The organism is Pseudomonas sp. GW821-FHT10B02 (assembly GCF_059415665.1).
The window spans coordinates 250,861-269,797 of sequence record NZ_JBWKNR010000004.1; the positions used below are offsets into that span (position 1 = coordinate 250,861).

The window sequence follows — 18,937 nt, forward strand, 5'->3', positions numbered from 1 at the left end:
CGTGGCAGCTCGAAAAGGGAGCCGGTCTCCCTCGGCAGAGGGAGACCGGAAACAGCATTACAGCAGCATGGTGCGGATGTCGGTCAGCAGGTCGCCCAGGCGCTTGGTGAAGCGCGCGGCAGCTGCACCGTTGATCACGCGGTGATCGTAGGACAGCGACAGCGGCAGCATCAGCTTCGGCTGGAAGGCTTTGCCGTCCCAGACTGGCTGGATGGTGGCCTTGGAAACACCGAGGATCGCCACTTCCGGCGCGTTGACGATCGGCGTGAAGCCGGTGCCGCCAATGTGGCCGAGGCTGGAGATGGTGAAGCAGGCGCCTTGCATGTCGTCTGCCGAGAGCTTTTTGGTCCGGGCTTTTTCCGCCAGGGCCGCCGCTTCGCCAGCCAGTTGCAGCAGGCTCTTCTGGTCGACGTTCTTGATCACCGGGACCAGCAGGCCATCCGGGGTGTCTACGGCGAAACCGACGTTGACGTACTTCTTGCGGATGATCGCTTTGCCGCTAGGCGCCAGCGAGCTGTTGAAGTCCGGCAGTTCCTTGAGCAGGTGGGCACAGGCCTTGAGCAGCAGTGGCAGGACGGTCAGCTTGACGCCGGCTTTCTCTGCAACGGCTTTCTGCGCAACGCGGAAGGCTTCCAGCTCAGTGATGTCGGCCGAGTCGAACTGGGTCACGTGAGGCACGTTCAGCCAGCTGCGATGCAGGTTGGTAGCGCCCATCTGCATCAGGCGGGTCATCGGCACTTCTTCGATTTCACCGAAGCGGCTGAAGTCGACTTCCGGAATCGGCGGGATGCCTGCACCACCGGTTGCACCGGCGGCCGGGGCTTCCTTGGCCTTCTGCATCATGGCCTTGACGTAAACCTGCACGTCTTCCTTGAGGATACGACCGTGCGGGCCGGTGGCCGCTACTGCGCTCAGCTCGACGCCGAACTCACGGGCCAGCTGACGCACGGCCGGGCCGGCGTGAACCTTGGCACCGTTGGCTGCTGCTGGGGCGGCAACCGGTGCGGCGGCTGGGGCAGCCGGCGCAGGTGCAGGTGCGGCTGCAGCAGCAGGAGCAGGAGCAGCAGCTGGCGCCGGAGCAGCAGCAGGTGCTGGAGCGGCAGCCGGAGCGGCACCGGCAACTTTCAGCTTGAGAATCAGGTCGCCGGTACCGACTTCGTCGTCCAGCTTGGCAATCACGGCTTCGACCACGCCAGCGGCTGGAGACGGGATCTCCATCGAGGCTTTGTCCGATTCCAGGGTGATCAGCGACTGGTCGGCTTCGACGGTATCGCCGACCTTGACCAGGACTTCGATGATCTTGGCTTTGCCCGAGGAGCCGATGTCCGGAACGTGGATGTCCTGAACCGTGGCAGCCGCCGGGGCAGCTGCCGGAGCAGGCGCAGCCTCTGCAACCGGAGCGGCAGCAGGAGCCGCGGCAGCCGGGGCAGCAGCCGGAGTCTCAGGCGCCGCAGCGGCGCCCTCGACTTCCAGTTCCATCAGCTCGTCGCCTTCTTTCAGGCGGTCGCCGAGCTTGACCTTCAGCGACTTGATCACACCGGCCTTGGGGGCCGGGATCTCCATGGAGGCCTTGTCGGACTCCAGGGTCAGCAGGCTCTGGTCAGCCTCGATGCGGTCGCCGACTTTGACGAACAGCTCAATGATTTCACCTTCACCGCTGCCGATGTCAGGTACGCGAATGAGTTCGCTCACTTAAAAATACTCCTCAGCAGTCCAGTGGGTTGCGTTTGTCCGGGTCGATACCGAACTTGGCGATGGCGTCGGCCACAACCTTGGGTTCGATCTCGCCACGGTCAGCCAAGGCTTCCAGTGCAGCCAGCACGACGAAGTGACGGTCGACTTCGAAGAAGTGACGCAGCTTCTTGCGGCTGTCGCTGCGACCGAAACCATCGGTACCCAGGACTTTGAATTCTTTGCTCGGTACCCACTGGCGAATCTGTTCGGCGAACAGCTTCATGTAGTCGGTAGAGGCGATGACCGGGCCCTTACGGCCAGCCAGGCACTCTTCGACGTAGGTGATCTGTGGCTTCTGACCAGGCTTGAGACGGTTGCTGCGTTCTACGGCCAGGCCGTCGCGACGCAGTTCGTTGAAGCTGGTGACGCTCCAGACGTCGGCACCGACGTTGAACTCTTCACGCAGGATCTTCGCCGCTTCACGCACTTCACGCAGGATGGTGCCGGAGCCCATCAGCTGAACGTGGTGCGCCGCTTCGCGGGTGTCTTCCTCGAGCAGGTACATGCCCTTGATGATGCCTTCCTCGGCGCCGGCAGGGATCGCTGGCTGGGTGTAGGCTTCGTTCATCACGGTGATGTAGTAGAAGACGTCCTGTTGCTCTTCGGTCATCTTCTTCATGCCGTCCTGAATGATCACCGCCAGCTCGTAGCCGTAGGTCGGATCATAGGTGCGGCAGTTCGGGATGGTCGCGGCCAGCATGTGGCTGTGACCGTCTTCGTGCTGCAGGCCTTCACCGTTGAGGGTGGTACGGCCGGCGGTACCGCCGATCAGGAAGCCACGGGTACGGCTGTCGCCAGCGGCCCAGGCCAGGTCACCGATACGCTGGAAGCCGAACATCGAGTAGAAGATGTAGAACGGCAGCATCGGCTGGTTGTGGTTCGAGTACGAAGTACCGGCAGCGATGAAGGAGGACATGGCGCCCGCTTCGTTGATGCCTTCTTCGAGAATCTGGCCTTTCTTGTCTTCGCGGTAGAACATCACCTGGTCTTTATCGACTGGCTCGTAGAGCTGGCCGACGGACGAGTAGATGCCCAGCTGGCGGAACATGCCTTCCATACCGAAGGTACGGGCTTCGTCCGGGATGATCGGCACGATGCGCTGGCCGATTTCCTTGTCCTTGACCAGCTGCGCGAGGATCCGCACGAAGGCCATGGTGGTGGAGATTTCGCGGTCGCCCGAGCCGTCGAGGATTGCCTTGAGGGTTTCCAGTGGCGGAGTCGGGATGCTGAAGCTCTTGGCGCGGCGCTGCGGCACGAAACCGCCCAGGGCTGCACGGCGCTCGGCCAGGTAACGGGCTTCGGCGCTGCCTTCTTCCGGTTTGAAGAACGGCAGGTTTTCCAGCTCTTCGTCCTTGACCGGGATGTCGAAGCGGTCACGGAACTGACGCAGGCTGTCGACGTCGACCTTCTTGGTGTTGTGCGCGGTGTTCTTGGCTTCGCCGGCACCGGTACCGTAACCCTTGATGGTCTTGGCCAGGATGACGGTCGGCTGCTCTTTGTGGTTCACCGCCTGGTGATAGGCCGCGTAGACCTTGTACGGGTCGTGGCCGCCACGGTTGAGCTTCCAGATCTCTTCGTCGGACAGGTCTTCGACCATGGCCTTGAGTTCCGGGGTGTTGAAGAAGTGCTCACGGACGAACGCGCCGTCCTTGGCCTTGTAGTTCTGGTACTCGCCGTCGATGACTTCGTCCATGCGACGCTGCAGGATACCGTCGACGTCTTTGGCCAGCAGTGGGTCCCAGAAACGGCCCCAGACCACTTTGTTGACGTTCCAGCCACCGCCACGGAACACGCCTTCGAGTTCCTGGATGATCTTGCCGTTGCCGCGAACCGGGCCGTCGAGGCGCTGCAGGTTGCAGTTGATGACGAAGATCAGGTTGTCCAGCTTCTCGCGGCCAGCCAGCGAGATCGCACCCAGGGATTCCGGCTCGTCGCACTCGCCGTCGCCCATGAAGCACCAGACTTTCTGCTTGCCAGCCGGGATGTAGCCGCGCGCTTCCAGGTACTTCATGAAACGTGCCTGGTAGATCGCCTGGATCGGACCCAGACCCATGGAAACGGTCGGGAACTGCCAGAAGTCAGGCATCAGCCAAGGGTGTGGGTAGGACGACAGGCCCTGGCCATCGACTTCCTGACGGAAGTTGTTCATCTGGTCTTCGCTGATCCGGCCTTCCATGAAGGCGCGGGCGTAGACGCCAGGCGAGGCGTGGCCCTGGAAGAAGATCAGGTCGCCGCCGTGCTCGTCGGTCGGAGCCTGGAAGAAGTAGTTGAAGCCGATGTCATACAGGGTGGCACTGGAGGCGAAGCTCGAAATGTGGCCGCCCAGGTCCGAGTCTTTCAGGTTGGTGCGCATCACCATGGCCAGCGCGTTCCAACGCACCAACGAGCGAATGCGGCGTTCCATGAACAGGTCGCCAGGCATGCGTGCTTCGTGGGTGACAGGGATGGTGTTGCGGTATGGCGTGGTGATGGCATATGGCAGCTGGGAGCCACTACGGGTGGCCAGCTCGCCCATACGGGTCATCAGATAGTGAGCGCGGTCTTCGCCTTCTTTGTCGAGAACCGACTCCAGGGCGTCCAGCCATTCCTGGGTTTCGACGGGATCGAGGTCTTGCATGGCTTGCTCCAGGGCGGAAAGGCTTCCAGAATCGGTTGCCTGAGTTTGCGACTGGCCTTTTGGGCAGACGACATGAAATTCTTGGATTACCGGAGAGTGTACCGGCGTTGTGTAGTTTTACTACAAATGAATCACCATTTCATGCTTTTGAAGTGAAGAAGCAGTAGTAAAACTACAGAAAAATGGCTCGTGGCCTCTGTTCGGGTTGTGAGAAAAATCGATACCGGTAGTTAAAAACAAGTTAAGAAAAGGTTTGCTGCGATGGTTTCTGCCAAAGAATCAGGTTTTTCAGCTATTTCTAACTTTTGTATGACAGTCCAACCGTGGTCAGGCTTCCCTCGTCCGCTCGCTGCCAATCTTTTCTCGCCGATCAAGGATAGACCATGAGCCTGCCATTGCTGGCCGATGTGCCCGCCACCCTTGCGCCGTTTGTCAGCCGCAGCGAGCAATCGTTGCGTGACGCGGTTGCCCAGACGCCTTCTTTATCGCTCGAGAGCTGGACGGACCAGCGTTGGGCGCAGTTCGCCCGGGTTACCGCGGCCAGCGACTTTGTCTTCGAACAAGCACTGCGTGATCCGGCCATGCTCCTCGATCTGGTCGCCAGCGGCGAACTTGATCGCAGCTTCGCGCCGGGCGAGCTGTGCGCGCAGATTGCCGCTGCCACCCAGGCTGCCACGAGCGAAGACGAGCTGGCGCGCAACCTGCGGCGTCAGCGCAGCCGCCAGCAGGTGCGGATCATCTGGCGTGACCTGAACCGCCAGGCCGACCTGGTGCAGACCTGCCGTGACCTGTCGGACCTGGCCGACGCTTGCATCGATCAGGCCTACCAATGGCTGTACCCACGCCATTGCCAGCAGTTCGGTACCCCGATCGGGCATCGCAGTGGCCTGCCGCAACATATGGTGGTGCTGGGCATGGGCAAGCTTGGCGCTGTCGAGCTGAACCTGTCGTCGGACATCGACCTGATCTTCGCCTTCCCCGAAGGCGGCGAGACCGAGGGGGTCAAGCGCTCGCTGGACAACCAGGAGTTCTTCACCCGCCTGGGCCAGCGCCTGATCAAGGCCCTGGACCCGATCACCGTCGACGGCTTCGTGTTCCGCGTCGACATGCGCCTGCGTCCTTACGGCTCGTCCGGTGCGCTGGCACTCAGCTTCAATGCCCTGGAGCAGTACTACCAGGACCAGGGCCGCGACTGGGAACGCTACGCGATGATCAAGGCGCGGGTAGTGGCCGGCGACCAGGTGGCCGGCGCGCAGTTACTGGATGTGCTGCGACCCTTCGTTTACCGGCGTTACCTGGACTTTTCCGCGATCGAAGCGCTGCGCACCATGAAGCAGCTGATCCAGCAGGAAGTGCGGCGCAAGGGAATGGCCGACAACATCAAGCTGGGGGCCGGCGGCATTCGCGAGGTCGAGTTCATCGCCCAGGCGTTCCAGCTGATCCACGGCGGCCGCGACCTGAGCCTGCAACAGCGGCCTTTGCTGAAAGTCCTTGCGACCCTTGAGGGCCAGGGTTACCTGCCGCCTGCAGTGGTTGCCGAACTGCGTGAGGGCTATGAGTTCCTGCGTTACACCGAGCATGCGATCCAGGCGATTGCCGACCGTCAGACGCAGATGTTGCCGGATGATGAACTGGACCGTGTGCGTATTGCCTTTATGCTCGGTTTCAGCAACTGGGCGAGCTTCCGAGACCAATTGATGCACTGGCGCGGACGGATCGACTGGCACTTCCGTCAGGTCATCGCCGATCCGGATGAGGACGAAAACGAAGAGGGCGAAGTGATTGTCGGTGGTGAATGGCTGCCGCTGTGGGAAGAAGCCCAGAATGAAGAAGCCGCTTGCCGTCAGCTGCAAGACGCCGGCTTTGCCGATCCGGGCAAGGCACTCAAGCAGCTCGCCGGGCTGCGTTCCAGCCCGCAGCTGCGCGCCATGCAGCGCTTGGGGCGCGAACGTCTGGACGCCTTCATTCCGCGTTTGCTGGCCCAGGCGGTGGAGCACGCCGACCCGGACCTGGTACTGGAACGTGTGCTGCCGCTGGTAGAGGCGGTGGCCCGGCGTTCGGCGTATCTGGTGTTGCTGACCGAGAACCCGGGGGCGCTGCGGCGCTTGCTGACCCTGTGCGCCGCCAGCCCGTGGATTGCCGAACAGATCACCCGTTTCCCGCTGTTGCTCGACGAGCTGCTTAACGAAGGCCGTTTGTTCAGCCCGCCCAAGGCGCCGGAGCTGGCGGCTGAATTGCGCGAGCGGCTGACGCGGATTCCCGAGGACGATCTTGAACAGCAGATGGAAGCGCTGCGGCACTTCAAGCTGGCCCACAGCCTGCGGGTAGCGGCGTCGGAAATCGCCGGCAATCTGCCGCTGATGAAGGTCAGCGATTACCTGACCTGGCTGGCCGAAGCCATCCTCAACCAGGTGCTGGCCCTGGCCTGGCGCCAGACCGTGGCGCGCCATGGACAGCCCAAACGCAGCGATGGCAGCCTGTGTGACCCCGGTTTCATCATTATTGGCTATGGCAAGGTCGGTGGTATCGAGTTTGGCCATGGTTCGGATCTTGACCTGGTGTTCATCCATGATGGCGACCCCCAGGCTGAAACCGATGGCGCCAAACCGATCGACAGTGCCCAGTTCTTTACCCGCCTGGGCCAGCGGATCATCCACCTGCTGGCCACCCAGACCAACTCCGGGCAGCTCTACGACGTGGACATGCGCCTGCGTCCTTCCGGCGCTTCCGGCCTGCTGGTCAGTTCGCTGGGCGCCTTCGAGCGCTATCAGCAGAACGAGGCCTGGACCTGGGAGCACCAGGCGCTGGTGCGGGCGCGGGTGCTGGCGGGTTGCGCGCAGTTGGGCAGCGCGTTCGAGGCGGTACGTGCGCAGATTCTGGGCCAGGCCCGCGACTTGCCCAAGCTGCAGGCCGAAGTCAGCGAGATGCGCGCCAAGATGCGCGACAACCTGGGGACCAAGGTCAGCGCCGCCGGTACCGGTGCCAACGCGTTCGAGGCCGGTGTGCCCTTCGATATCAAGCAGGATGCCGGTGGTATCGTCGATATCGAATTTATGGTGCAATACGCCGCTTTGGCCTGGTCTCACGACCATCCGGAGCTGCTGCGCTGGACCGACAACATCCGCATCCTCGAAGAGCTCGAGCAGGCCGGACTGATGCCCGCCAGCGACGCCATACTGCTGCGTGAGGTGTACAAAGCGTTCCGCTCGGCGGCGCACCGCCAGGCCTTGCAGAAGCAGGCCGGGGTGATCGATGCCTCGCAGTTTGTCCAGGAACGCCAGGAAGTGCGGCGTATCTGGGCTGAGCTGGGGCTGACATGAGCGGTTGAACCAGGCGAATCAGGCGGCAGGAAGCCTGCCACGACCACACTACAGCCCGAGTGGCGTACACTGGTCCACATATAGCCTGAATATAAAGAGGGGAGGCCAGGCTGTTCGCGGACAGGCTGCAGCCTCCCTGATCGTTTCTGGATAAAGCATGAGAATTTTGATCATTGGCCCCAGCTGGGTGGGCGACATGGTAATGGCGCAAACCTTGTTCCATTGCCTGAAGCAGCAACATCCGGCGTGTGTGATCGACGTGCTGGCCCCCGAGTGGAGCCGGCCGATCCTCGAACGCATGCCTGAAGTGCGCCAGGCCTTGAGCTTTCCGCTCGGCCACGGCGCACTGGAACTGGCGACCCGGCGGCGTATCGGCAAGTCCCTGGCCGGTCAGTACGACCAGGCGATCCTGCTGCCCAACTCGCTGAAGTCGGCGTTGGTGCCGTTCTTTGCCGGTATCCCCAAGCGTACCGGCTGGCGCGGCGAGCTGCGTTTCGGCCTGCTCAACGATGTGCGCAAGCTGGACAAGGCGCGCTATCCGCTGATGATCGAGCGCTTCATGGCCCTGGCCTACCCGGCGGGTACCGAGCTGCCCAAGCCGTACCCGCGCCCGAGCCTGCAGATCGAGGCTGCCAGCCGCGATGCCGCCCTGGCCAAGTTCGGCCTGAGCCTGGATCGTCCGGTACTGGCCTTGTGTCCGGGCGCCGAGTTCGGCGAAGCCAAGCGCTGGCCGTCGGAGCATTACGCCAAAGTGGCCGAGACCAAGATCCGTGAGGGCTGGCAGGTCTGGCTGTTCGGCTCGAAAAACGATCACGCGGTGGGCGAGTCGATTCGCGACCGGCTGATTCCTGGCCTGCGTGAGGAAGCCAGCAACCTCAGTGGCGAAACCTCGCTGGCCGAAGCCATCGACCTGCTGTCGTGCAGTGATGCCGTGGTGTCCAACGATTCCGGGCTGATGCATGTCGCCGCTGCCCTCAACCGGCCGCTGGTGGCTGTTTACGGCTCGACCTCGCCGGGCTTCACTCCGCCGCTGGCCGATCAGGTCGAAGTGGTGCGCCTGGGCCTGGAATGCAGCCCCTGCTTCGACCGTACCTGCCGTTTCGGCCATTACAACTGCTTGCGTCAGCTCGAACCCGAGGCGGTGGTGGCTGCGTTGCAGCGCCTCAACGGTCCGAACCTGATCGATGTTCTGGCCGAGGTCGACTAAGTGCGGGTATTGCTGATCAAGACCTCTTCCCTGGGCGACGTGATTCACGCACTGCCGGCACTCACCGACGCGGCCCGGGCGATTCCCGGTATTCGCTTCGATTGGGTGGTCGAGGAAGGCTTTGCCGAGATCCCCAGCTGGCACCCGGCGGTGGACAAGGTGATTCCGGTGGCGATCCGCCGCTGGCGCAAGAACCTCTGGCAGACCTTCAAGAATGGCGAATGGCGCCAGTTCAAGCAGCGTTTGCGCGAGACCAAATATGACCTGGTGATCGATGCCCAGGGCCTGGTCAAGTCCGCGTGGCTGACCCGCTACGTCAAGGCTCCGGTGGCCGGGCTCGATCGTTATTCGGCGCGCGAAGGCTTGGCCAGCCGCTTCTATGACCGGCGTTTTTCGGTGCAGCGTGGGCAACATGCGGTGGAACGGGTGCGTCAGCTGTTCGCCCTGGCCCTGGGTTACGACCTGCCGGCCGGTCTGGGCGACTACGGCCTGGACCTCAATCGCCTGCAGTTGCCACCGGCCGCGCCGTTCGTGGTGTTTCTGCACGGTACGACCTGGGCGACCAAGCACTGGCCCGAGGCCTACTGGCGTCAGCTGGCCGAGCGCCTCGGCCAGCAGGGCCTGGAGGTGCGTCTGCCGTGGGGCAACCCGGCCGAGCAGGCGCGCGCCGAGCGCATCGCCAAGGGCTTGAATAACTGCCAGGTACTGCCCAAATTGAACCTGGCCGGTGTGGCTCGCGTATTGGCGGCTGCCAAAGCCTGTGTGGCGGTGGATACCGGTCTTGGCCATCTGGCGGCAGCGCTGGATGTGCCGACCCTGTCGCTGTTCGGCCCGACCAACCCGGGGTTGACCGGCGCCTACGGCAAGTCTCAGGTCCACCTGGCCAGCGATCTTGCCTGCGCACCCTGCCTGCAGAAGAAATGTACCTATAAACCGAGCGCTGAAGACCAGCGCCGGTTCGATCTCAAACGCGAGTGGCCGCTGTGCTTCACTCGCCTGAATCCCGAGCGTGTGGCGAGCCAATTGCGCGCGTTGCTGCTGGCTGAGGATGTTCGTTAATGCAACTGGCTTTTGTGCTGTACAAATATTTCCCCTTCGGTGGCCTGCAGCGCGACTTCATGCGTATTGCTCTGGAGTGCCAGCGCCGTGGCCATCAGATCCGCGTCTACACGCTGATCTGGGAAGGCGATGTGCCGGAAGGCTTCGAAGTGCTGGTGGCGCCGGTCAAGGCGCTGTTCAACCATCGGCGCAACGAAAAACTCAGCGCCTGGATGGAAGCGGACCTGGCCAAGCGTCCGGTCGACCGCCTGATCGGCTTCAACAAGATGCCGGGGCTGGATGTCTACTACGCCGCCGATGGCTGTTTCGAAGACAAGGCGCAGAACCTGCGTAACTCGTTGTACCGGCGCTGGGGCCGCTACCGGCACTTTGCCGAGTACGAGCGTGCGGTGTTTGCCAAGGACGCCAAGACTGAGGTCCTGATGATCTCGGAAGTCCAGCAACCGCTGTTCATCAAGCATTACGGCACCCCGCTGGAGCGTTTCCATCTGCTGCCACCGGGTATTTCCCAGGACCGCCGGGCACCGGCCAATGCCGCCGAGATCCGCGCCGAATTTCGTCGCGAGTTCGACCTCAAGGACGACCAGCTGCTGATGGTGCAAATCGGCTCCGGGTTCAAGACCAAGGGCGTCGACCGCAGTCTCAAGGCCCTGGCGGCCTTGCCGTCGGCACTGCGCAAACGCACGCGGCTGATGGTCATCGGTCAGGATGATCCCAAGGTGTTCCAGCTGCAAAGCGCGACCCTTGGCTTGACCGATCAGGTGCAGTTCCTCAAGGGCCGCAGTGATATCCCGCGTTTCCTGCTCGGTGCCGACCTGTTGATTCACCCGGCCTATAACGAAAACACCGGCACGGTGTTGCTCGAAGCGCTGGTTGCCGGCTTGCCGGTGCTGGTGTCAAAGGTCTGTGGCTATGCCCATTACATTGCCGAGGCCGACAGTGGCCTGGTGCTTGACGAGCCGTTCGAACAGGAACAGCTCAACCAGTACCTGCAACGCATGCTCGAAGACGATGCGGCCCGCGCCAGCTGGGCGCGCAACGGGCTGGCCTTCGCCGACAGCGCTGATCTCTACAGCATGCCCGAGCATGCCGCCGATGTGATCCTGGCCCCGGAGCGTAAATGAAACTGATACTGGCCGAGCCGTTCAAACGCCTGTGGGCCGGGCGCGATGCCTTCGATGCCGTGGAGGGCCTGCAGGGCCAGGTGTACCGCGAGCTGGAAGGCCGTCGCACCCTGCGTACTGAAGTCGAAGGGCGTGGCTACTTCGTCAAGATCCACCGCGGCATTGGCTGGGGCGAGATCTTCAAGAACCTGTTCACTGCCAAGCTGCCGGTGCTCGGCGCCGGCCAGGAATGGCGGGCGATCCAGCGCCTGCATGAAGTCGGGGTGCCGACCATGACCGCCGTCGCTTACGGCGAGCGTGGCAGCAATCCGGCCGGGCAGCATTCGTTCATCGTCACCGAAGAACTGGCACCGACCATCAGCCTGGAAGACTTCAGTATCGACTGGGTCAAGCAGCCGCCGCTGCCGCGTCTCAAACATGCGCTGATTGCCGAAGTGGCACGCATGACCGGGATGATGCACCGCGCCGGGGTCAATCACCGTGACTGCTACATCTGCCATTTCCTGCTGCACACCGATCGTGAAGTGACGGCTGATGATTTCAGGCTGTCGGTGATCGATCTGCACCGTGCACAGACCCGCACCACCATCTCCCGACGCTGGCGTAACAAGGACCTGGCCGCGCTGTATTTTTCGGCGCTGGACATCGGCCTGACCTCGCGCGACAAGCTGCGCTTCCTGCGAGGTTATTTCCAGCAACCGCTGCGTCAGATCCTTGCTGAAGAAGCCGCGTTGCTGCGCTGGCTGGAAGGCAAGGCCCAGAAGCTCTACGAGCGTAAACAACGATACGGGGATGCGCTCTGATGGCGGGATGGACACTGGCGCCTGATTGCCAGGCACTGGCGGCAGATTTTGGCAGCATCGAGGCGGTCTTCGCCTTGCAGGGCGAGCGCCTGACGCACGACCCGTTGAGTGAGGTGATCCGCGTTCAGCGTGACGGCGTCAACTATTACGTCAAACGCTACACCGGTGCCGGCAAAGGCCTGCGCCGCTACCTGGGGCGCCCGCGGATCAAGGCGGAGTGGCAGAACCTCAAGCAGTTCGCCAAGTGGGACATTCCCACCGCCGAAGTCGTGGCCTGGGGCCTGGAGCGCAACGGCCTGGCCTTTGGCCGCGGGGCGATGATCACCCGTGAGCTGCCGCGCACCGAAGACCTGTCGGCGCTGGCCGAGCGCAAGGATCAACGCCTGGCCGATCGCGGCTGGGTAGATCATGTCAGCCGTCAACTGGCCCGGCATACGCGGATCATGCATGACCACCATTTCACCCATAACGACCTGAAGTGGCGCAACCTGCTGGTCGATGACCAGGCCCGGCTATTCTTCATCGATTGCCCGACCGGCGACTTCTGGTGGGGCTTCATGCTGCGCTACCGGATCACCAAAGACCTGGCCTGCCTGGACAAAGTGGCCAAGTATCACCTGTCGGCCACCCAGCGTTTGCGCTTTTACCTGCAGTATCGTGGACGCGAGCGCCTGAATGCGGCGGACAAGCGCCGGATCCGGCATGTCGTGACGTTTTTCGAGGGACGCGAATGAATGACTTTCTCGCCAGTGCCGAGACGGCACTGCTTGAGCGCCATGGCCTGAACGGTTTCGACCAGCTCTGGGCACTGCAACTCGATGCGGTGGATGAGCCCAATACCGGTCGCGGCGGCTGGAGCAGCGTCTTTCGCCTGGAGCTGGAGGGTAAGGGCTACTACCTCAAGCGCCAGAGCGATTACCTGACCCGTACCTTGCACCGGCCTTTCGGCGAGCCGACCTTCGCCCGTGAGTTTCGCAATATCAGCCGCTATCAGAAGCTGGGGATTCCCGCGCTGCAGGCGGTCTACTATGGCGAGCGCACAGTCGACGGCGAACGCCGGGCGATCCTGATGACCCGTGCCCTCGACGACTGGGACGATCTGGATGGCTTGCTCGGGCAGTGGCCGATGCTGGAGATCGGCCAGCGCCAGGACATCCTGCGCGCCTGCGGCCTGCTGGCGCGTACCCTGCATGCCGCCGGTCAGGTGCATGGCTGTTTCTATCCCAAGCACATCTTCCTGCGCGAGCGCAGCGAAGGCTGGCTGGCGCAACTGATCGACCTGGAGAAAACCCGGCCGCTGTTGCTGGGCATGCGTGACCGGCTCAAGGACCTTGAACCGCTGTTGCGCCGAGCCCCGGTCTGGAGCGAAGCTGAAGTGCGGGTGATGCTGTCATCCTACCTGGAACAGCCTGCCGACAGCATGCTGGTCGATACCTGGCTGCAGCGCCTGACGCGCCGCCGCCGTGCGAAAGAGGCTCGTTGATGCGTTTGTCCGAACTCAAGGATGCCGGGCGACACCCGGACCTGCCCCTGAACATCAGCCTGGCCGACGCCGCTGGCAATGCCGAGCTGCAACTGCTGAGCCTGCTGCGGGTGTTGCCCGGGCAGCGCTATGTCGGCGCCGGCGTCTGGCGTGGCAAGCCGGTGCTGGCAAAGTTGCTGGTGGGCAGCAGTGCTTCGCGGCATTTCCAGCGTGAGCTTGAAGGTGCTCGCCTGCTGGCGGCACAAGGCCTGACCACGCCGCTGTTGCTTGCCGATGGCTTGCGCGAAGGTGAGGGTGGCTGGTTACTGTTCGAATTCCTCGAAGACGCGCAGAGCCTGGCCGATGCCTGGGCCGCAGTCGAAGCCTTGCCGCCGCTGGCCGATGAGCAGCAGCTGGTGCTCGCTGAAGCGCTGGCGGCAGTCGGGCAGATGCATGCCAAAGGCTTGTGGCAGGAAGACCTGCACCTGGACAACCTGTTGCGCCATGGCGGCCAGCTGTACCTGATCGATGGTGCTGGGATCAAAGCCGAAACCCTCGGCAAACCTCTGTCTCGCCCGCAAGTGTTGCAGAACCTTGGTGTCCTCTTCGCGCAACTGCCCAAGCGCCTGGAGCCGTTCATCGAAGAACTGCTGGTGCACTATCTGCTGGCCAACGCCGAGCATGCGCTGCCGCTGGAAGCCCTGCAGAAGCAGATCGACAAGGTACGCAACTGGCGCCTGAAGGATTACCTGGAGAAGGCCGGGCGCGAGTGCACGTTGTTCAGCGTCGAGCGCGGTCTCTCCGGCTTGCGTTCGATCCGCCGCAACGAGCTGGCGGCCATGCTGCCGGTGCTGGAGCAGGCCGATGCGCTGATCGACCAGGGTCACCTGTACAAGACCGGTGGTGCCGCCAGTGTCGCGCGCATTGACGTGAGCGGCCGGCCATTGGTCCTCAAGCGCTACAACATCAAGAACACCGCGCATTGGTTCAAGCGCTTCTGGCGCCCGAGCCGGGCCTGGCACTCGTGGATCGAAGGGCATCGCCTGGAGTTTCTCGGCATTGCCACGCCACGGCCGCTGGCGGTGCTGGAGCAGCGGGTCATTGGCCTGCGCAGTCGCGCCTACCTGGTGACCGAGTATGCCGACGGGCCGGACCTGATCGAATGTTTTGCGCCTTACGTTGACAGTGGCGAGGTGCCCGAGGCGCAGCTGCAGGCCTTGCAGGCGCTGTTGAAACAGTTGATCCATGAGCGCATCAGCCATGGCGACATGAAGGGCCACAACCTGTTCTGGCAGGACGGCCAGTGGTCGCTGATCGACCTGGACGCCATGTGCCAGCACGCCACCCAGCTCAGTTTCGCCCCGGCCTTCGCCCGTGACCGGGCGCGGCTGTTGCGTAACTGGCCGAGTGGCAGTGCCTTGCATCAACGCCTGGATCAGTTGCTGCCACGTATCTCCGAGTAGCCCGCAGGCAACGCCAGCCAGTCGCTGCTGCGGCCGGTCTGGCGGACCCTGATGCGCCAATTGCCCTGGTGCCAGCGCAGCACCGCCCAGGCAACAATCGCGGCGCGCTGAGCGTCGGGAATAATCAGGTGGTAGTGCTTGTCCAGCAGGTGCCGACGCAGAGGCAGCTGCCTGGGGCCGGCCTGCAGGTACAGCTGGCCGTCGTCCTCATACACTCCATGGCCGCCGTCGACAGCTTGGCCATCAAGCGGGTCTGCCAGGCGACAGTCATCCAGCAAGCGTTTCAGGTCCGGCAGTCCTTCGTTCCAGATCACCGGTGAATCGATAACCCAGTCACCATTCTCGCGACGTTTGAGCGGGAGTTGAAGGTAGGCGTCCGGTTCCTCGGGATCGAGTACATGCCAACGCTGGCCATCGAAGCTGACCTTGTAATAGTGCCCCTGGTTATCCTTCACGTAGTACTGGGAGAGCCCTTCAAACGCAGAAGCTTTTTCGTACACTCCTTCGCCATAGATGCCATCGATACGGTAGCGCAACGTGCTGGTTTCGGGGCTGACCTGAAAGCGGCCTGGCACCGGCAACGGTGGTCGCTTGGGTATGCCGCGGATGGCCCGGCGCATGAAGCCTGTACCAACGTAGCTGGTGGCCGCGTCATTGGCGTGACTAAGGGCGTTGTAGAGGTGCCTGAGAACGCCTTCCCGGTCCTCTTGTCTATAGGCTTCGAAACCATCCCAGACCTCAAGCGCCAGGCGACCTGTGGACAGTGCCAGCATGGCGCGATTGGGGAGTACCAGACTGATCAAATCGACGATCAGCCAGGCTGCATCGATGACCGACTGCACGTTGACCTCGGCGGTCGTTCGACTGCTGGTGCTGACCGCCGCGAGCAGGCCGCGTACTTCTGCCATGTAGTAAGCGAAGAACAGATCACCGGAGATGGCTGGCTGGGTGAAATAAGGGCCCAGTCGACCTTTGGTCAGCAGTCGCTCGGTAATGACCGGATCGAGTTGCGGCAGACGTTGGGTAATGTACTGGCGTAGTGGCGGGCTGGCGCGTACCGCTCGTAACAAGTCACGCACGCTGCCGTATTCGCGCCAGGATCGCCTGTCCGGTGCGTCCGGGGTGTACAGGACAAAGGAGGGAATGCTCTGCTCCTGAGCATTGATCAACAGTACGCCTTGTAGGGTGTGTCCCTTGATCAGCAATTGCCGAACCTGAATCGAGTGGCCTTCCACTTGGCGGCGGTTGCCATTGTCAGGGGCGTCGAGTACGGCAGTCACCCAACGGTACCCACGTTCCAGCCGATCTTCGGCGAAGTGCCCGGCATAGCGGGCTTTGGCCGCTTCGGCGCGCATCCGGGCACGGTTGATCCGGGCGTGCGCCTGCGTGCGCCAACGCCCGGCGCGTGAATCGATCAATTGAGTATAGAGAAACTCGGCGTAGCTCCCGCCGACGTTCAGATCGCGGATCAGCGTCTTCACATAGGCGGGGGAGAGCTCGGCGGGAAGCTCCGCTCCTTGCGCATGAGAAATCCTCGCCGTCAGCCAGTAGTCGAAATCGAACCAGGGCAGATTGTTCAACGCCAATAGGTCTAACGGAAAGGTTTGGGTGATCATCTCCACGAGTTCGTCGCCAACGCGGACTACGCCTTGCCAGGTGACATGACTCGATGGGTTCAGCGGGTTCAGATGTGGCCCGGTCTGGCGCCCGCGGGTGATGCTGACCTTGATCTGCTCAGGCGCAAGCGTTACGCCCAGATCGTGTCGAATGCGTGTCTGCAGGCGCTCGCGGGTCCATGCCAGCAAGCTGTGTTGCTGTTGAAACCGGGCGAGGGTGAGGATGCCGGGTGCGGCCGCTTCTTCTGTGGCCAGCACCAGTTCTTGTAAGGTCTGCATGATGTGGCTAAGCCCCTGGGCGCTGGTCTTGCGCAGCCATGCAGGCAAGTGTTTCTCCAGCAGCAATGAGTAGCGGGTTTGCAGTGCAGCCTGAGCGCCACAGTCTTGCTTCAGGCTCATTGCCTTGTCGAGCCGGGCCAGGAGGTTGCCCTGTTGTTCTTGCCGCCAGGCGTTGCTCAGGCGTTGTCGCTGGGTATCGAGCAGACGCTCGATCTGTTCTTCGAGCAGATCATCGGCGTACCAGTCATAGCGCAGCCGTTCGGCATGACGCGCGCGTTCGGCATCCTCCTGGTTGCTGAAGAGATGGAGCAGGGGTTTGCTTTGCTGTGGATCGTCCAGGCGCTCGCACAGTTCGGCGTGTAGCTCGGCAAGCGTGGCATAGGCTTCGATGCCATGGGACAAGCTGCATAGCAACGCCCGGCCACTGGTCTCTCCCGGGTTGAGCAGGGTGCCTTCCGGGGTGCCTGCAATGATCACCAGGGTGCCATGCAGGTAGCTGCGCCAGTTCGGTTGGCTGCTCTCCAGCAGCGGCCGATAGACCTGTGGGCGCTGCTGCTGTGGCAGATGCCGGCGTTGCCAGGACTGAGGAAGCTCCAGGCAGGTACGCATCTGCCAGGCCCGGTCGGCGCTCAGGGTCTGGTCGGCCACGCGCAGGTCGATTTCAGCGAGCAACTGCTCGCGGCGCAGGGTGATAAGTTGCTGCTTGCGCGTGACACCTTCTGGATTGGCGCTCGACCAGAAACTCGCCAATGCGCCATGCAGATGCTGACGCGCACCCTGGTTGTCATTCGGGGGTTGCTCAGGGGGTGGAAGGTCTTTGAGCAGCTCGGCAATTTGCTGATCGACAGCTTCGATGCGTTCAAGGGGGGTCATGGTCCAGCTCCTGCAGAAAAGGAGCTGGCCATGCTAGGAGCGCGCTGTCGGGCGCAGTCGGTACACTGTTATGACACTGAGGTGCGGGGGCGCCAGAGCCCACGCAGGCCCAACACAGCGGGAATGCCCAGGCCGACCCAGGCCAGAGCATCCCACCAGCCATCGCCAAGCAGCGCGGCAAACAGTCCGGCTGCACCTGACAGGCCAATGACCAGCGGCCAGGCAAAGACCCTGCGGGTTGATTGCGATCGGTGGCTCATGCTGCCACCTCCTGCGCCCGCGGACGCCGTTGCTTGCCCCACCACAGGTACAGCCCGCTGCCCAGCACGATAATGGTCAGCACATCGAGCAGCGCCCAGAGGATCTGCATCGGCCGGCCGCCGTAGTCACCGAAGTGCAGTGGCTGCGACAGTCCCATCGCGTCCATGTACCAGGGGCGATCGCCAACCGCGGTCACCGCCAGGCTCGATGCATCGATCAGTACTGGGGTCAGCAGGTGTGCAGTCAGGTGCGTAGCGCCTTTCATGAACACCGCGTAATGATGCTCGCTGGAGAAACGCGTGCCCGGAAACGCGATAAAGTCCGGCACCATCCCCGGTGCGGCTTCGGCGGCGATGTCCAGCACCCGGCTGACCGGTGCCAGTTGCGCCAAGGGCGGGGCATCACGGTAAGGCGCCACCATCGCGCTCAAACTGTCGTTGCGCCACGCCGCGATGACCAGGTCCGACAGGGCACTGATCACCCCGGTCACGCCAACCACCAGGGCCCAGGTCAGGGTGACGATGCCGATCAGGTTGTGCAGGTCGAGCCAGCGCAAGCGCGATGACTTTTCATGGCGCACTGTGGCGAACTTCAGACGGCGCATGAACGGCGCATAGAGCACCGTGCCGGAGATGATCGCGACGACGAACAGCACGCCCATGAACGCCAGCAGCAGCTTGCCGGGCAGGCCGGCAAACATGTCTACATGCAGGCGCAGCATGGTCATCATGAAGCCGCCATTGGCCGACGGCATTTCCACCGCTTCACCGCTGCGGGCATCGAGCATGAAGGTATGCGATGAGTTCGGCTCGGTACCGGCGGTGGCCGCCATGATCGCGATCACACCATTACTGTCGTCCTCATCCCAGCCGAAGTACTGCATGACCTCGCCCGGGCGATGCGCCTGGGCTTTGAGTACCAGTTGCTGCAGGTCCAGTTTCGGCGTGTCGGCGGGCATCTCCTGCAGTTGCGGAGCATCGCCCAGCAAGTGGTCGATCTCGTGGTGAAAGATCAGCGGCAGGCCGGTCACTGCCAGCATCAGCAGGAACAGGGTGCAGATCAGGCTGGTCCAGGTGTGGACAAAGGACCAGCGGCGTATGGTCTGGCTTTTCATTAACG

13 protein-coding genes are annotated in these 18,937 nt (G+C 62.7%); 8 read left to right on the top strand and 5 right to left on the bottom strand.

Features of this window, described 5'->3' with window-relative positions:
• Window positions 1–57: 57 nt before the first annotated feature.
• Window positions 58–1,692, bottom strand: a complete 1,635-nt coding sequence (gene aceF / locus AC07OF_RS09035; protein WP_495072776.1) for a dihydrolipoyllysine-residue acetyltransferase — start codon at window positions 1,690–1,692, stop codon at window positions 58–60.
• Between the two features lie 13 nt (window positions 1,693–1,705).
• Window positions 1,706–4,351 carry a pyruvate dehydrogenase (acetyl-transferring), homodimeric type gene (gene aceE / locus AC07OF_RS09040; protein ID WP_157190885.1) on the bottom strand — a complete coding sequence of 882 codons (2,646 nt, stop codon included), beginning with the start codon at window positions 4,349–4,351 and terminating at the stop codon, window positions 1,706–1,708.
• Between the two features lie 383 nt (window positions 4,352–4,734).
• On the opposite strand from aceE, the gene glnE reads away from it, so the two are divergent.
• The 8 genes from glnE (at window position 4,735) to AC07OF_RS09080 (ending at window position 14,789) form a co-directional block, all read left to right on the top strand.
• The gene (gene glnE, locus AC07OF_RS09045) at window positions 4,735–7,671 is read left to right on the top strand and encodes a bifunctional [glutamate--ammonia ligase]-adenylyl-L-tyrosine phosphorylase/[glutamate--ammonia-ligase] adenylyltransferase (RefSeq protein ID WP_495072777.1); all 2,937 of its coding nucleotides are present in this window, start codon (window positions 4,735–4,737) and stop codon (window positions 7,669–7,671) included.
• Window positions 7,672–7,828: 157 nt separating this feature from the next.
• Window positions 7,829–8,878, top strand: coding sequence for a lipopolysaccharide heptosyltransferase II (gene waaF, locus AC07OF_RS09050; protein WP_157190887.1), 1,050 nt, complete (start codon window positions 7,829–7,831; stop codon window positions 8,876–8,878).
• Complete coding sequence (waaC, locus tag AC07OF_RS09055; protein ID WP_157190888.1) at window positions 8,879–9,937, top strand: lipopolysaccharide heptosyltransferase I; 1,059 nt, start codon at window positions 8,879–8,881, stop codon at window positions 9,935–9,937.
• Complete coding sequence (locus AC07OF_RS09060) at window positions 9,937–11,061, top strand: glycosyltransferase family 4 protein (RefSeq protein ID WP_157190889.1); 1,125 nt, start codon at window positions 9,937–9,939, stop codon at window positions 11,059–11,061. The genes waaC and AC07OF_RS09060 overlap by 1 nt, the downstream gene beginning before the upstream one ends.
• Window positions 11,058–11,864: a lipopolysaccharide core heptose(I) kinase RfaP gene (gene rfaP / locus AC07OF_RS09065; protein WP_157190890.1), complete on the top strand. Its 807-nt coding sequence runs from the start codon at window positions 11,058–11,060 to the stop codon at window positions 11,862–11,864. The genes AC07OF_RS09060 and rfaP overlap by 4 nt, the downstream gene beginning before the upstream one ends.
• On the top strand, window positions 11,864–12,598 hold the full coding sequence (locus AC07OF_RS09070) for a lipopolysaccharide kinase InaA family protein (RefSeq protein WP_157190891.1): 735 nt from the start codon (window positions 11,864–11,866) through the stop codon (window positions 12,596–12,598). Before rfaP ends, AC07OF_RS09070 begins: the two co-directional genes overlap by 1 nt.
• The gene (locus tag AC07OF_RS09075) at window positions 12,595–13,347 is read left to right on the top strand and encodes a lipopolysaccharide kinase InaA family protein (RefSeq protein WP_157190892.1); all 753 of its coding nucleotides are present in this window, start codon (window positions 12,595–12,597) and stop codon (window positions 13,345–13,347) included. Before AC07OF_RS09070 ends, AC07OF_RS09075 begins: the two co-directional genes overlap by 4 nt.
• Window positions 13,347–14,789 carry a lipopolysaccharide kinase InaA family protein gene (locus tag AC07OF_RS09080; protein WP_157190893.1) on the top strand — a complete coding sequence of 481 codons (1,443 nt, stop codon included), beginning with the start codon at window positions 13,347–13,349 and terminating at the stop codon, window positions 14,787–14,789. The genes AC07OF_RS09075 and AC07OF_RS09080 overlap by 1 nt, the downstream gene beginning before the upstream one ends.
• On the opposite strand, the gene AC07OF_RS09085 is transcribed toward AC07OF_RS09080, so the two are convergent.
• The 3 genes from AC07OF_RS09085 to AC07OF_RS09095 all read right to left on the bottom strand — a co-directional run bounded on the left by AC07OF_RS09085 (window position 14,762) and on the right by AC07OF_RS09095 (window position 18,932).
• Window positions 14,762–17,557 (bottom strand): dermonecrotic toxin domain-containing protein, encoded by a 2,796-nt coding sequence (locus AC07OF_RS09085; RefSeq protein ID WP_157190894.1) that lies wholly within the window; start codon window positions 17,555–17,557, stop codon window positions 14,762–14,764. The two genes, AC07OF_RS09080 and AC07OF_RS09085, sit on opposite strands and share 28 nt — an antisense overlap.
• Before the next feature lie 68 nt (window positions 17,558–17,625).
• Entirely contained in the window at window positions 17,626–17,817 is a 192-nt protein-coding gene (locus tag AC07OF_RS09090) for a hypothetical protein (protein WP_157190895.1), read from the bottom strand.
• Window positions 17,814–18,932, bottom strand: a complete 1,119-nt coding sequence (locus AC07OF_RS09095) for a PepSY-associated TM helix domain-containing protein (protein ID WP_157190896.1) — start codon at window positions 18,930–18,932, stop codon at window positions 17,814–17,816. Before AC07OF_RS09095 ends, AC07OF_RS09090 begins: the two co-directional genes overlap by 4 nt.
• Window positions 18,933–18,937 lie beyond the last annotated feature (5 nt).

Excerpts from the sequence above, each read along its gene's own strand:
- AC07OF_RS09085 (WP_157190894.1), bottom strand. The coding sequence starts at position 17,557 with ATGACCCCCCTTGAACGCATCGAAGCTGTCGATCAGCAAATTGCCGAG.
- AC07OF_RS09075 (WP_157190892.1), top strand. The coding sequence starts at position 12,595 with ATGAATGACTTTCTCGCCAGTGCCGAGACGGCACTGCTTGAGCGCCAT.
- waaF (WP_157190887.1), top strand. The coding sequence starts at position 7,829 with ATGAGAATTTTGATCATTGGCCCCAGCTGGGTGGGCGACATGGTAATG.
- rfaP (WP_157190890.1), top strand. The coding sequence starts at position 11,058 with ATGAAACTGATACTGGCCGAGCCGTTCAAACGCCTGTGGGCCGGGCGC.
- AC07OF_RS09095 (WP_157190896.1), bottom strand. The coding sequence starts at position 18,932 with ATGAAAAGCCAGACCATACGCCGCTGGTCCTTTGTCCACACCTGGACC.
- AC07OF_RS09060 (WP_157190889.1), top strand. The coding sequence starts at position 9,937 with ATGCAACTGGCTTTTGTGCTGTACAAATATTTCCCCTTCGGTGGCCTG.
- glnE (WP_495072777.1), top strand. The coding sequence starts at position 4,735 with ATGAGCCTGCCATTGCTGGCCGATGTGCCCGCCACCCTTGCGCCGTTT.
- AC07OF_RS09080 (WP_157190893.1), top strand. The coding sequence starts at position 13,347 with ATGCGTTTGTCCGAACTCAAGGATGCCGGGCGACACCCGGACCTGCCC.
- AC07OF_RS09090 (WP_157190895.1), bottom strand. The coding sequence starts at position 17,817 with ATGAGCCACCGATCGCAATCAACCCGCAGGGTCTTTGCCTGGCCGCTG.
- AC07OF_RS09070 (WP_157190891.1), top strand. The coding sequence starts at position 11,864 with ATGGCGGGATGGACACTGGCGCCTGATTGCCAGGCACTGGCGGCAGAT.
- aceE (WP_157190885.1), bottom strand. The coding sequence starts at position 4,351 with ATGCAAGACCTCGATCCCGTCGAAACCCAGGAATGGCTGGACGCCCTG.